Here is a 14,590-nt window from a genome sequence, read left to right on the forward strand (position 1 = left end):
CGTATAAAGCTGAACTTATGAAGATGGCTGAGGAAGCCGGACTAACAAACCTGGCATTTTTGCCTTTGCAGGGTTTTGATGTATTTAACGAATTTCTGAACATGGCAGATATTCACCTTGTTTTGCAAAAAGCAAATGCGAGTGACCTGGTAATGCCTTCTAAGCTAACCGCTATTCTGGCTGTAGGGGGACTGGCATTGGTGACAGCTAATCCGGGAACAACGCTGCATGATGTAATTAAAGCCCATGGCATGGGCGTGATTATTGAGGCTGAAAAAGAAACTTTACTGGCTGAGGCCATTATTGAGATTACCGAAAATGACTTTGAACCCTGCAGAAGGAATGCACGGGTTTATGCTGAAAAGTATCTGGACAAACGTAATATACTGCCGGAGATGCTGGAGTATGTGTCTGATATAAATAACCACAATTGATGGCTAAATCTATTCTTATGAAAAACTTTCTATGCGTTATCTTTTTACTGCTTCTGCAGATAACGGTAAAAGCCCAATTTTTGGACTCTTTGCAATTACAGGTAGGAACTATTGCCTCTGTTGCATCTAAGGATTATATGCCTTTGTGGCTGGTATCGAACCGATTTGGAATTATCACGGACAAAAAATCTGATTTTTCTACCCATGTAAGGATAACAAACAGTAACCGGATTGGTCCGGCAGTATCAATATATGATGGAGATGACCGGGGCATTTACTTCGATTATGGACTGGATGTGTATAACAATAATAGTTTCAAAAAAAACATAATACAGGAAGGCTACCTGAAGGTAAGATATAAGAACCTGACTTTTAGTGGCGGAAGGTTTAAACAGATTATCGGTGAGGTGGACCATGACTTGTCTTCGGGCTCGTTGGGAGTGAGTGGAAATGCCCTGCCTATCCCAAAACTCAATTTGGCACTGGAATACACAGATATTCCTTTTACCAATGGCTGGATTCAATTTAAAGGGATGATCAGCCACGGCTGGATGGGAGATGAACAATTTATGAAGCATGCTTACCTGCATGAAAAAAACATCTATTTCAGGATCGGGAAAAACAAATTGAAACTCTACGGCGGGATACAGCACTATGCCGTTTGGGGTGGAGGCAGAGATGATTTTTTCAAAACCGATAACTCCTTCAAGGGATGGCTTAATGTTGTGACTGGCATTGAGGCAAATGATGGAAGTGTTGTTAATGGCTCAAATCCGAACAGGCCGGGAGACCAGCGCGGGGATATTGAATTTGGTGCGGAATGGGAAAATGACGACATTAAATTCCAGCTGAACAATCAAACCCCATTTGACAGTGGTCAGGGTATTGATATTAGAAATATTGACCGCTTGCTCAGTCTGAACATCACCAATAAAAAGGAAGGTGGCATTTTGAAAAAATTGACGCTGGAATTTATTCATACTACTCAGAGCAACGACTTTTATGTAGCCCAGTTCAGGGAGAGCTATTATAATAACGGAATTTACAGAACTGGCTGGGAATACAACAGGCAGATCATTGGTACGCCATTATTTATCAACAGATCGAGAGGTTCAAAATATTTTGACAGTATAGAGCCTTACGACTGGGATGCACCACAAAGTACGATTTATGCAAACTCCAATATTATCGGCAACAGGATTCTGGGAGGCCATGTAGGAGCCTTGTACCAGATAACAGACGAGATCACAGGAAAGTCCTTGATTACTTATACTAAAAATTACGGTTATTTTGGGAATAATGTTTTTAGCCCTTACAAAAACCAATGGTACAGTCTGCAGGAAGTAAGTTGGACAATACCAAAAACAAAGCTGTCTTTTACAGGTGCTATAGCTTATGACTTTGGTGATTTATCTACAAATTTTGGAACGTTATTAGGTTTACAGTGGCAGTTAAGGAATTAATATAAAAAAATTGTTTACCTGAGAGGTAAGATTATTAGTAATAAGAAAATTTTCAATTATCTTTAGGGATAAGTTCAGCAAATATGAAAATTTTCTCAAAACCACTTTTCATCTCTGTTATTTTTAACATTGTGCTTTTCTTTTCTGTGATTCATTATATCCGGAAACAGGGGGGTATTAGCCTTTTTAGTTCAACTTTCAGTAAGCCTGCTGCAGTTTCAGACCGGTACTACTATGCGAAAACCAGTTTATTTAATATACTGCCGAATGAGAAGGAGGAAATTCTTTTCATTGGAGACAGCTTGACGGATTACTGTGACTGGTATGAGCTTTTTGGAAACACAAATATACGCAACAGGGGAATAGCCGGGGATTATATCGAGGGCGTTTCGAAACGGGTAAAGGATGCACTGAAGTCAAAACCTAAAAAGGTTTTCCTGATGATTGGCATTAATAATCTTGTCCTTATACACAATACCAATGAAGAGGTATTAACAGCTTATGATGAGCTAATGAGTGCAATTAAAAAATACTCGCCCTCAAGTAAGGTATTTATTCAAAGTATCCTGCCCGTTAATGGAAATCTTCAGGAGATCAATAAAAATATTGTAGTGATCAATAGCGGTCTCATACAGCTTACGAAAAAGTATAATTTTCAATACATCAACCTGCATGATTCGTTCCTCGATAAGGACAAATGTTTAAATGCAATTTACTCCGGTGATGGACTGCATCTGAATGGGAAGGGATATGATATCTGGAAAAATAAGATAAGTAATTTTGTCAATGAATAGGATGCAGCAACCTTTGCCTCTGTCCTTAATGACCACCATAAGTACTTGAATTCCAATGAAAAAATAGTGTTCTCTTTATTGGAAACACTTTTGTTTTTCGCTAGAATAGAAATTTACATCCGTTGCTGGTGTCTGTATTTAAACCGGGTTGTTTACAAAAGTAGCCACTTATGTTTTGAGAAATGTCCATTTGATATGTCCCCGGGGTATTTATTGTCCATTCATCAGTAATTCTTCTGTATTTTAGCGTTAATTTTGCGTTATAAAATTATATCTATGTATGGCTTTTCTGTTTGCGGAAATGAAAATTCATTGAATTATCACCCGTTATTGATTCATTGTTAATCTAAAGTTTACTAAATAAGAAATGTAGACTTTTTTTATTTAATTATAGCGATTTTCGTATATTCGAAACAATTATTTTTGGTTTAAATTTAATCGCTCCCTTGGTATAATTCTTGTTACAGAGTTCCTTTAATTTAATGTTTTAGTATGTCAATTCAAACCCGCTACCTTTATTTACTTAGATACATATTGCCGGTTACAGACATTTTAATGCTCAATATGATTTATGTACTTGCCTATTATTTTACGGGGTACATGGGAAGAGGAGTGAGCGAAGAGTTACAGAAACATTATCTGGTAGTATGTAACCTGCTTTGGTTTCTAAACACAGCGGTATTCAATTTATATTCAGAGTACAATGCTAGAAAGATTGAAAGGATTTACAGGGGGACTGCAAAAAGCCTGCTGCTGCATTTTGTGATTTTTTCACTTTACCTCCTGTTTGCAAAAGATTACGAGTTTTCAAGAAGTTTCCTGATCTCATTTTACATCTTCCTGTTCATAGGGTTTATGCTAAATAGATTTATAGGAACCTATATCCAGCATGTGCTGATCAGTAAATTTCATTCGACAAGAAAGGTTGCCGTGATGGGTGATAATGATACAGGGCTGCGGGTAGCTGCTTATCTCCAAAAACAAAGGAATATCGATTTTTATGGATTTGTAGGTGACGATGCCAGTATCTACGGTGATGGTAACGGAAGTATTTCTCCTGAGGCTTCAGCCAGGTTACAACAGGCGGCAACATATGGAGTAAAAGACCTGTATGTATCTGTAGCTCCTTCACGGATGCGTGAAATTGGCCCGCTTGTAATGGAAGCTGACAAGCAGTTGTTGCGTTTAAAGTTTATCCCCGATCTTGCAGGTGCTTTAGCAGCTCCTTACAGGATTAGTTATATGGGAGGCGAATTTCCTATCATTACTTTAAGGCATGAACCACTTGAAAGTATGGGTAACCGTTTTAAGAAACGTGCTTTTGATATGGTATTCAGTGCCTTTGTTATTGTCTTTGTACTGAGCTGGCTTTATCCGCTTATTGGCCTGCTGATCAAACTGCAAAGCAAGGGTCCTGTAATGTTTAAACAACAGCGCAGCGGCATCAACGATGAACCATTCTGGTGTTATAAGTTCAGAAGCATGCGGATGAACAATGATAGTGATAAGGTACAGGCTACAAAAGGAGATAACAGGATCACGCCAATAGGCAGGATTTTACGTAAAACAAGCCTGGATGAAATGCCGCAGTTCTTTAACGTATTTCTTGGCAATATGAGTGTGGTAGGACCCAGGCCTCATATGCTGCGCCATACCGAAGAGTACAAAAAAATTATTGGCCAGTATATGGTGAGGCAGTTTGTAAAGCCGGGCATCACCGGTTGGGCACAAGTTAATGGCTACCGGGGTGAAACCAAGGATGACTCTGCCATGGAGAAAAGAATTGAACACGATATCTGGTACCTGGAGCACTGGAGCAGTATGCTGGATGTAAGGATTATCTTTTTAACGGTGATTAATGTTTTCCGCGGTGAGGAAAATGCTTATTAAGCTGAAAACAATATCAATTAATAGCTGTTGTAACTTGATGTACTTGCTGAGGCTATTAAATTATAGAAATGTGAAAAATTCGATTTCTGTTTAGTAGTTTTAGAAAAATATAACACCCCTAATCTCTTATAAAAGAAAAATATACACTGAAAAAAATATGTCTGAAATCAAACCTTCTTTAGTAATTCTGGCTGCTGGAATGGCTAGCCGTTATGGTGGAAACAAACAAACTGAATCTTTTGGCCCTTCTGGCGAAACCATCATGGAATACTCTATCTATGATGCTATTAAAGCTGGTTTTGGTAAGGTAATTTTTATTATTCGTGAAGAATTTGCAGAATCTTTCAAATCGGTTATTGAACCGAAGTTAGCTGGTAAAATCGAAACTGATTATGTTTATCAGTCTCTGGAAAGCTTTAGCGGTGGTCGCGAGACCCCTGCCGGCAGAACCAAACCTTTTGGTACTATGCATGCCCTGCTTTGCTGTAAGGATGTATTAGATGCTCCTTTTGCCGTAATTAACGCAGATGATTTCTATGGTTTTGATGCCTTCAAACAAGCGTATGACTATTTAGTTGACGGTATTGAAAAAGGAAAATATGCGTGTATCGGTTATGAACTGAAAAACACTTTAAGTGATAATGGTTCTGTAACAAGAGGTGAGATCAATGTTGATTCTTTGAAGAACATCGTAAGTATTACTGAACGTAAGGAAATTTATAAAAAAGACGGTAAAGCTTTTACTCCTGATGGAGGCTCTGATGTTGAACTGCCTTTGGATACTAAAGTAAGTATGAACTTTTTCTGTTTCACACCTGACTTTGTAAACTGGTCTGAAGATGAATACTACAAATTCCGTGATGCAAATGCTGCTGAACTGAAAGCAGAGTTTTTGATTCCTGAAGTTGCTGATATCCTGATTAAATCTGGTGAAGGTGTTGTGAAGATGATCCCTACCGAAGCTGTTTGGTTTGGCGTAACTTTTAAGGAAGATGCTCCTGTAGTAAAAGCACAACTGCAAAAATTAATTGACGAAGGTACTTATCCTGAGAACCTTTGGGCATAATAGATTACCCTGTCATTTAATCTGATTAAAAAAAAAGCCTTAGCACTGACTGTGCTGAGGCTTTTTTATTCACATATAGCTGTGATGATTAATATTATTTTTTATGTGTTAATGTAAAATGTCTGGGATTTAAGTCAATTAATTAAAAAAAAACTATAGGTTCCAGATAAGAAATGGCATCTTGTGATGAACAATTGCCTTATCTTATCACCGATGTTTAATAAACTAACGCTCTCTCTCTCAATAATTCTTCTTATATCTCTGGTTGTAAATGTCTTAAGTGTTCGGGAAATCATTAAATATGAGCCTGCTAAATATAAATTCCGGATTTACAATAATTTTAAACAGAAAGGCTGGTTTGATAAAAGCTTTGGTGTGGAGAAATTATCGGCTGATAGTACGGCGTACATAATGACACTGGGGCAGTCTAACTCTGCAAACTCAAGTAATGCTCTGGATACAGCTTCAACAAATGCTTACAGCTATTACAATGGGCAATTGTACAGGGCACAGGATCCAATGGTTGGCTGCAGTGGCGATGGAGGCAGTGTGTGGCCAATATTGGCAGATAAAATTATTCTGGCCAAGAAGTATAAAAGAGTAGTAATTATACCAATAGCAGTAGGCAGTACCAAAGTTGAATGCTGGGCAACAGGAAAATGTGCTGTAATCCTCAAAGAAACGCTTGCCGACTTGAATGCCCATCATATCAGATTAACTCAGATTTTATGGCAGCAGGGTGAAAGTGACAATGGCTCTTCAAAGGTTATATATAGGCAGAATCTGGAAAAGGTATTAAAAAATATACGTGCAGGTGGACAGAAGGCTCCTTTCTTTTGCGCTATAACATCTTATACCAACGAGGCGGAATCTAAGCCTGAGGGAATAGATTCAGAAATTGAAGATGCACAAATAGAATTTATCAAAGCGCATAAAGATGTGCTGGCAGGCCCAAATACTGATAGTATAATAGGTGCAATTGACCGCCATGACTCACTGCACTTTTCGAAAGTTGGGAAACACAAGTATGCTGAATTGTGGTACAAGGCCCTATTTGTTAATGATACAGATGAAAGAGTTATTTATCGTGCAAAGATCAGTGCCAGCAGCCCCGCCATAAATTTGGTAAAAAAATGAAATTCATATATAGGCCTGAAACTTTTTTGAGTGAGTGGAAAATAGTGTGCCGCCCAATCCCCGGCTTGGGAAAGCAATTCCCTATCTGTGATCTCATGGGAATACCATTCTACCGCTTCTGCTTTTTTTACAGGCTGAATATGTCCAAGAAATTCGTGTTTGTGGTAAACCGAAAATAATGAATAATCCTCATATACAGGCTCTATCAGTAATGTACCCATATAATGTTGGCACATTACTTCGATTTCTATCGTTTTCATTTTGTTTGATTGCCCTATTTGGTTATCCTATGTACGACAAATATATTGCCATGGATTATAGGGTGACAATTACTTTCACCGGATTTTATCAGCACTATATTGTTTGGATATTGACATGGCAAATGCTTAGGCATACTTATGCAGAATTCAGCGTTTTTCCGTCATCCTCATGAACTGAGCTGGGGGTACCTGAAGTTAGCTCATAAATTTTCTCGATGACATCCTTATCGATCTGTTCATCAAACTTTCGGGCAAACAAATCTTTTGAAGCCATTACTCTGTCTAGGTCTTTCATTTGCAGTACATTGGGATGTGCCGTCTTTTTCTCCCACTCAGTATAACGCAGGCTGTCGCTCTCGATATTGGTGATGCAATTGGCCAGAATGGTTTGCACCCAAAGTTCATCACCGCTTTCTGTGTATTTAAAGGTATTCAGGAAATTTGGATTTTCGTGCAGGTACTTGAAGATCTGGTTCATTGCGTCGTTGTTGATATTGATCCAGTTCCATCCTCCATAATATTGAACAGGATATAGTTTTCGTTTGATACCAACACTTCTCTGGAACTTCCTTAACGCAGTATAAAGCTTTCTTCTGAGCATGCCCAGATCTCTTGCCTCAAAATGAATTCCGTGGTAATAATCAATCCGGTCAAATCCCCCATTCTGATCGGCCCAGTCGGCACGGGGAAGGGGCTCAAAATTTACAAAATTAAGCTCCTTGTTTTGAGTGATAAAATCAAGGATCTGATCATTGCTTTTAATCGGGAGATCCTGACCGCTGATCAGCAGGTAATAATCATATTGTTTTTTCCATGCAGCAGTGTATAGTTCAAGCGTTGCATCGATCTGAAGATGACTGCCCCAGTGTACTTCGTGACGCTTTACGAAATGAACATTGGGATAAGTGCTGAATAGGTTCATATCAAGCTTCCACTTCCGGTCTGCATGAATGTAGATATCAAATGTTTCACTGAGCCTGCGTACTAATTTCTCTAGCTGCCAGACATTCTTGTGTGCCAATATAAGTATCGCTGTCTTCATACAAAGAAATGGAGGGTTAATATTACTCAATAACACTTAAATTGCATTGTAGTTTTAGGTTAACTACCTGTTTTTTAAGATTTAAATACGTGATTTTACTCCTGTTCTGCCTGTTTGATGATGTCTACGATAATCTCATTCAGTTCATCTGCTGAAACAATCAGGTAATCAAGTATCTCCGATCTCTCCTCTCCGTCCTGCATGCCAGCGATTAAACTGGAAAGGCTCATTACGCGTGCAAGTGGAGCCCTCACTTTATGGCTCTGGATCCAGGCGATATGCTTGAGCCTGTTGTTCTGCGCCTCAATACTGGTAACATACTTTACCCGCTCGGTAATATCTGTAGCCAGCACAAGCAGCCCTGTCTTCCCGTTAACTTCAATCGGATTGCTTCTTACCTCAACATGAAACGTTCGCTTGTTCTTCTTTGAATGAATCATATTTCCCTTAAAAGATTTTTGATTTTTCCGGTAGCTGCCAATCATCCTGAGGCTTTGCTTCATATCATTTTGAGGGCGAAGATCTTCGAGTGTAAGTTGCATAAATTCCTCTCTTGTGTAACCATACAACCTGAGCGCAGCATCGTTGACCTGCAGGAAATGAAGCGTTGATGTATCATAAACCCACATTGGACTGGGATTACTGGCAAAAAGGTACCGGTAATAATCCTCAGACTCCCTGAGTTTATTATTCAGTTCTGCGATCTCCAAAGCCTCATCTTCTAGCTGCCCCTGTAATTCACTTTCCCTCACGATAATCTTTTCCAGTCTGCGGATGGTGCGCTGTATAAGGATGAGGGTTACGAGATTGATGAAAAGCAGCGTAGAGGTATGATTTAGCCAGGAGATAGGCGTAAAGTGCTGCAGAAGTGGTGTTGGAATGAGCCGGTGGTAAATAACTAAGGTCAGGCTTATAAAAATAATGAAATTGGCCAGGAGAAAGTAATAAATCCTGTTGCCTTTGAACAGGAATACTGTAAATGTGCAGGTGCAGGTGAAATACAGTAGTCCGGGTCCTTCTGCACCTTGTATGAGAAGTGTAACAAGTGCAAACACGTAGAACATGACGGTAACAAAGATCTTTTTAAATCCAATGGTTAATCTTCTTTGAAACAAGGCACCCACCAGTACCAGATAAAATACGAGGTCAAAAGCGGCAATAAGAAGATGATCTTCCAGCAGGCCAAGCCAGATTCGGGAAGCCATAGCCAGGAAGCTTACCGGCAGCAGATACACTATGATTTTTACAAACGAAAGTTCCCTCCAATAGCTGACATCTCCCTCATCATACCGGGTTTGTATGCCCATGATTTCGTGGATATATCTAGCGTAGCGAAGCCACCAGGACCCGAGAACCTTTTGTAAATCTTCTACCATGCAATCATTAGACCTGCTGAGGAAATAGGAGTCATAACACTCTAAGGTAGCAACTTGTATTTGAATTTCTATAATGATTTAGCTATTGTTTTAGCCATAGTCCGAGGGCTTCGCCAGAAAGTTGTCTGACACGTTTGTAGGCAGGGGGAATATAATCATCCGGGCAATGGAAAGTGGCAAGCCTGGTACCCGCAGGTTTATCGTCCAGCAGTTCATAGAACAGCGACAAATATTCATCGTAGATTTCTGCGGAAGTTTGGACGAGGTTATCGATTGGTTTGTGGTGTACTATATTTTCACTGAAAGAATTATAAAAATAAAAGTGATCAAACTGGTCCATATCGAGCGTTGTAAAGTTAGCATGGATGAACTTTACATTTGTGGTATTTGTTGCATTTTGGGCAATTAGCGCCTCGTCTATAAGGGCTTGACGCTGTTCAACGCCATAAAAAATATGCTCCGGAAAATAATGTCCGGCGGTAATGCAAAATTTCCCGACGCCGCTGCCAATGTCGAGAATGTGTTTCCCTGAACCCGAGGTAAGATGCTTTGCGGCCTCTTTCGCTACATCTATAGGTGTCCAGTGCATAGAAGAGAGTTGCTGTGCCCGCAGGGAATACAAACTGTCGAACGCTGCATCGCTGGAAAATATGTCATTTGTACCGGATGGTATGCCCATTGTCTAAATTTGGAGTAACTTTTGCTAAAATATAAACTAATCAATATAAAACCTACGATAATGAACAAGCATGTAAAAATGGGATTTCGGGAATTGGTACTTGTAAAGGTTCAACATTTTAACAGTTTGGTTTAGTATTTTATGTCCTTTCTAAAAGAGTACTGGTGGAAGATCACACGCCTGATTGAAACAGCTGTGCTGCGGAAAGCAGACCCCTCTGAGGAGGAGCATGTTTTCTGGCGAAAAAAACTCTTTACCAATATGATAAGCTATGCTTTTATCGTTAGTATAATAGCATTTGTTTCATCCACGAGTTTTGGTATTTTTGCCGGCAGTACTGTAGTACAATGGTTTAACATCGTGTTTGGCTTTGCCCTGCTATATATTATTTTCAATAAAAAAATCATGATTCAGACCAGGAAAATACTCGCTCTATTTCTTCTCTATGTATTGGCGATCATTTATATCGCTGTACTGGGGTCAGAAGGACCGGGTGTATTGTACCTGATCATCATTACCATCTTTTGTGCAATGATCTTTCCACGTCCGGTAGCGTATTACCTGGTGGGATTGAACGTATTGATCTGTGCAGCTTTTGGCGCGGTGATCCATTACAAATTATTTGATAGTCCTTTGCTGGACAGTTATGACCTGCCTTTATGGGCATCGTACTCCGGAAACCTGATCTTTGTAAGTCTGATCAGTGTGATGCTGGTGAGCAAGGTACTGAACGGACTGGAACAAACCATTCAGAAGGAAGCCAAACTGGTTTCGAAGCTGGATGCTTCTGAAAAATATTACCGCACCACCTTTGAGGCGAACCCGGTTCCCATGTATGTATTTGATATGGAGAACGGACGTTTCCTGCATGTAAATGAGGCTGCGATTGCAAAATACGGCTATACAAAAGAAGAATTCCTGCGGATGAACATCAACGATATCCGCCCGCAGACGGAAACCAGCAAGCTGCTGGATTTAAACAGTATGATCAGGAGCCGTGATTATTCCGGCGTACTGATTCATATCAATAAAGAAAATGACGCCTTCCCGGTTGAGATTGAAACCAATGTGATCAGGTTTGAAGAACGTGAAGCCAGACTGGTACTGGCGACGGATGTATCAGAAAGGATCAATTACATCAAAGAAATTGAGCGCCAGAACAAAGACCTGAAAGAGATTGCCTGGATCCAGAGCCATATGGTAAGGGCCCCTCTGGCAAATATCATGAGCCTGACAGAGTTCCTGATCAAGTATCCCGGAGAGGATACGCAGGAAACGCTGACTTTCCTGAAAGATTCATCGCAAAAGCTAAACGTAGCGATCAAAGCTATTGTAGGCCAGGCAGATGGTTCCGGGCTTGCCGGCTAAGTGGCTTTCAATCATGATTAATGAACAAAAGGAATGCTGTCTGCTGACGGACGGCAGGTTTGAATATGCAGAAAAAATGATATCTTGGATTATGATAATAAGATGGTTTACTTTGTAGTAAAGAACCAATCTTATAACTAGATTTGTACTCTTAGATTTGTGATCGCCCCTGCTTATGATTAACCTCCCATCACTGAATAATGAAGCCGAAAGAATAGATGCGCTTTATGTGTTGGAAATTTTAGATACCGGAAAAGAAGAAGAATTTGATAACATTGTGAAACTCGCATCTATCATTTCACATTCACCCGTTGCTGCGCTCACTTTTGTGGATGAAGATAGAATCTGGTACAAAGCTAAGCAGGGTGTAACTTGCGAGGAGACTCCAAGAAACAATGATGCAGCCGATAATTATCCTTTTTTCGTTGCCATTCCTATTGTAGTGAATAAACACCTGGTTATCGGTCACCTCAGTGTAGCAGGGTTTGAGGCAGTAACACTGACCCAGGAACAGCATAAAGGACTGGCTTTACTGGCTCAGCAGGTAGTAACGCTGTTGCAGATGCGCATGCCGGTTATCAATAACAGTATCAAGGAATTTTACGAAAGTATCCTCAATAATATCCCCCAGGATATCGTGGTTTTTGATGCCGACCACAAATATCTTTTTGCCAATCCCGGTGCCATCAAAAATGAAGAATTCCGGAAATATATAATTGGTAAGGACGATTTTGAATACGCTGCCTACAGAAACCGTGATCCGAAGATCGCTGAGGCGAGACGTGCTCAGTTCCTGGAAGTTAAGAACTCTGGAAAGGCCATCGGCTGGGAAGAAAGCCAGACGGATCCTGATGGAAATGTGATCACCTTTCTACGCAGGATGTTCCCTATGCATGATGAGCAGGGGAAGTTTATCATGGTAATCGGTTTTGGAATTGATATCAGCGAACGGAAGTCGCTGGAGGAAAAACAAAGCCAGATTATGGAGCAGCTGGCGATACAGAATACACAGCTGATCGACTTCTGCAATGTGGTATCGCACAACCTGAGAGGTCCGCTGATCAATATGGCCATGCTGGCAGAGTTTATCCAGGAATCTGAAGATGTGGAAGAACAAAAATTACTGGTTTCGAAACTGGAACCTGTGATTGACAGCCTGAAAAGCACTTTTAATGAACTGGTAGAATCCATACAGATCAGACAGGACAACAATGTTAAATCTGATAACCTGAACTTTGCGGCCTGCCTGCAGGAAGCACTGGACGGACTGGTAGAGGAGATACGGAAAACCGAAGCTAAAATCTCGATAGATTTTGAAGATGCCCCGGCGATTATCTATCCGCATAAATACCTGGCCAGTATTTTTTATAACCTGATCAGCAACGCTATCAAATACCAGAGCCCGAACAGGAAACTTTCACTGAACCTGACATCCAAAATAAAGGAAGGCAATATTGTACTTACGGTAAAGGACAATGGTCTGGGTATCGACCTGCTGAAACATAAAGACAACATCTTTAAAATAGGCAAGGTTTTTCACCGTCACCCTGATGCAAAGGGTTTAGGCTTGTTTATGACCAAAACCCAGGTGGAGGCCATGGGTGGAAAGATCTGGGTGGAAAGTCTGCCGGATGAAGGCTCTACCTTTACTGTAGAATTTGTAAATCAAAACATGAACTGGTAATGAAGAAAGTTTATCTCATTGATGACGATGATATCTATGTGTTTCTTACCAAGAAAACTATTCTGAAGGTAAGACAGGACGTTGACGTAGAGGTATTCTCCGATGGTTTGCAGGCAATAACGCACCTGAAGTCAATCCAGAACCAGCCCGAACTGCTGCCGGATGTGATCTTCCTGGACCTGAATATGCCAGTAATGGACGGCTGGGGATTTTTGAAAGAATACCAGGAACTGGCTCCTGCCTTTGCCCGAAAAAATGAACTGTATATTGTCTCTTCGTCTATCTCTCCTCACGAAATGGAACGCTCCAAAAGTATCCCGGTCGTATCTGAATTTATCATCAAACCTCTTGTTAAGGAGAAATTCCTTGAAATCATCGGGAAACTCTAATCTTTATTCTTCTTTATAATTCTGATCTATAACTCAATCTATTTATTATCCGCAAAAAATTTTTGTAGATAAATCAAAATATCTAGTTTAGATGAATGTTTGAACAACGTTCTGTCAATCTCGACATTCTCAAAAAAAGGGCTTTTAATTTAAGGTGGGCCACAGTGCCGGAAGGGGTGATCCCGCTTACTGCAGCTGACCCTGATTTTCCAAGCGCCCCTGAGATTGCTGAAGCGATCATTCGTTTTACAAAAGACCGTTATCTTTCCTATGGCCCGCCCGCAGGACTGGTTGAATTTAAGGAAGCGGCTGCCCGTTATTTTTCTGTGAAACGGGCTGTAAATGCATTGCCTGAATTTATATTCCCGGTGGATAGTGCCGCTTTTGGTATTTACCTGACCTGTAAGGCTTTTCTGAAACCTGGCGAGGAGGCAATTATTTTTGATCCGGTTGATTTCCTTTTCAGGTATTCAATCGAAGCTGTAGATGGAGTGGCTGTTCCTTTTGCTATCCCTGCGGGAGATGCTGAAATTGCGTTTGAAAAACTAAAAGGATTAATCAATCCCAGAACAAGAATGATCTGTCTCTGTAACCCACTGAACCCAACGGGCAAAGTGTTTACCAGGGAAGAACTGCTCCGGATTGGCGAAATTGCCTGCAAACATAATTTGATTGTTTTATCTGACGAGATCTGGAGTGACATCGTTTATACTCCTTTTAACTATACCAGTATAGCTTCGCTAAGTGAAGATATCGCCGGGCAAACTGTTACTGTTACAGGATATAGTAAGTCTTACGGATTAGCTGGTTTACGCATAGGAGCCGTAATGGCCGGTAACCAGAAAAACTATGACCGCTTGTTTGAAGCTTCGCTGCATGGTTCTACCATCCATGGTGCCAATGTGCTTTCGCAGGTTGCTGCAACTGCAGCGCTGAATGAGTGTGACTACTGGCTGGACAATTTCCTGAAGCATTTACAGAAAATGCGTGATTTGTGCTACATAGAAC

General features: G+C 40.4%; 13 protein-coding genes and 1 pseudogene. 10 read left to right on the top strand and 4 right to left on the bottom strand.

What is annotated here, in order from left to right:
- The 6 genes and pseudogenes from ABWY16_RS07505 to ABWY16_RS07530 all read left to right on the top strand — a co-directional run.
- Positions 1 to 434 (top strand): annotated as a pseudogene (locus ABWY16_RS07505) (WcaI family glycosyltransferase); the annotation flags it as partial.
- 80 nt (positions 435 to 514) lie between these two features.
- Positions 515 to 1,897: a capsule assembly Wzi family protein gene (locus ABWY16_RS07510; RefSeq protein WP_353904026.1), complete on the top strand. Its 1,383-nt coding sequence runs from the start codon at positions 515 to 517 to the stop codon at positions 1,895 to 1,897.
- A gap of 83 nt (positions 1,898 to 1,980) precedes the next feature.
- Positions 1,981 to 2,691, top strand: coding sequence for a GDSL-type esterase/lipase family protein (locus tag ABWY16_RS07515; RefSeq protein WP_353904027.1), 711 nt, complete (start codon positions 1,981 to 1,983; stop codon positions 2,689 to 2,691).
- A gap of 492 nt (positions 2,692 to 3,183) precedes the next feature.
- On the top strand, positions 3,184 to 4,581 hold the full coding sequence (locus tag ABWY16_RS07520; RefSeq protein WP_353904028.1) for an undecaprenyl-phosphate glucose phosphotransferase: 1,398 nt from the start codon (positions 3,184 to 3,186) through the stop codon (positions 4,579 to 4,581).
- Between the two features lie 157 nt (positions 4,582 to 4,738).
- Positions 4,739 to 5,647: a nucleotidyltransferase family protein gene (locus tag ABWY16_RS07525; protein ID WP_353904029.1), complete on the top strand. Its 909-nt coding sequence runs from the start codon at positions 4,739 to 4,741 to the stop codon at positions 5,645 to 5,647.
- Positions 5,648 to 5,860: 213 nt separating this feature from the next.
- Positions 5,861 to 6,784: a sialate O-acetylesterase gene (locus ABWY16_RS07530; RefSeq protein WP_353904030.1), complete on the top strand. Its 924-nt coding sequence runs from the start codon at positions 5,861 to 5,863 to the stop codon at positions 6,782 to 6,784.
- Here ABWY16_RS07530 and ABWY16_RS07535 read toward each other — a convergent pair.
- The 4 genes from ABWY16_RS07535 to ABWY16_RS07550 all read right to left on the bottom strand — a co-directional run bounded on the left by ABWY16_RS07535 (position 6,730) and on the right by ABWY16_RS07550 (position 10,141).
- Positions 6,730 to 7,044 carry a hypothetical protein gene (locus ABWY16_RS07535; protein ID WP_353904031.1) on the bottom strand — a complete coding sequence of 105 codons (315 nt, stop codon included), beginning with the start codon at positions 7,042 to 7,044 and terminating at the stop codon, positions 6,730 to 6,732. The two genes, ABWY16_RS07530 and ABWY16_RS07535, sit on opposite strands and share 55 nt — an antisense overlap.
- A 136-nt stretch (positions 7,045 to 7,180) precedes the next feature.
- On the bottom strand, positions 7,181 to 8,086 hold the full coding sequence (locus ABWY16_RS07540) for a beta-1,6-N-acetylglucosaminyltransferase (protein ID WP_353904032.1): 906 nt from the start codon (positions 8,084 to 8,086) through the stop codon (positions 7,181 to 7,183).
- Positions 8,087 to 8,181: 95 nt separating this feature from the next.
- The gene (locus ABWY16_RS07545) at positions 8,182 to 9,393 is read right to left on the bottom strand and encodes a PAS domain S-box protein (protein WP_353904033.1); all 1,212 of its coding nucleotides are present in this window, start codon (positions 9,391 to 9,393) and stop codon (positions 8,182 to 8,184) included.
- A 151-nt stretch (positions 9,394 to 9,544) separates the two neighbouring features.
- Positions 9,545 to 10,141: a class I SAM-dependent methyltransferase gene (locus ABWY16_RS07550; RefSeq protein WP_353904034.1), complete on the bottom strand. Its 597-nt coding sequence runs from the start codon at positions 10,139 to 10,141 to the stop codon at positions 9,545 to 9,547.
- Positions 10,142 to 10,282: 141 nt separating this feature from the next.
- Between ABWY16_RS07550 and ABWY16_RS07555 the strand changes: the two genes are divergently transcribed.
- The 4 genes from ABWY16_RS07555 to ABWY16_RS07570 form a co-directional block, all read left to right on the top strand.
- Complete coding sequence (locus tag ABWY16_RS07555; RefSeq protein WP_353904035.1) at positions 10,283 to 11,509, top strand: PAS domain S-box protein; 1,227 nt, start codon at positions 10,283 to 10,285, stop codon at positions 11,507 to 11,509.
- Positions 11,510 to 11,684: 175 nt separating this feature from the next.
- A complete protein-coding gene (locus tag ABWY16_RS07560; protein ID WP_353904036.1) occupies positions 11,685 to 13,193 on the top strand; it encodes a sensor histidine kinase in 1,509 nt (502 codons plus the stop codon).
- On the top strand, positions 13,193 to 13,582 hold the full coding sequence (locus ABWY16_RS07565; protein ID WP_353904037.1) for a response regulator: 390 nt from the start codon (positions 13,193 to 13,195) through the stop codon (positions 13,580 to 13,582). The genes ABWY16_RS07560 and ABWY16_RS07565 overlap by 1 nt, the downstream gene beginning before the upstream one ends.
- A gap of 95 nt (positions 13,583 to 13,677) precedes the next feature.
- On the top strand, positions 13,678 to 14,590 hold a 913-nt coding region (locus ABWY16_RS07570), incomplete at its 3' end, for a pyridoxal phosphate-dependent aminotransferase (protein ID WP_353904038.1).

It is taken from the genome of Pedobacter sp., assembly GCF_040513095.1.
Taxonomy (GTDB): Bacteria; Bacteroidota; Bacteroidia; order Sphingobacteriales; family Sphingobacteriaceae; genus Pedobacter.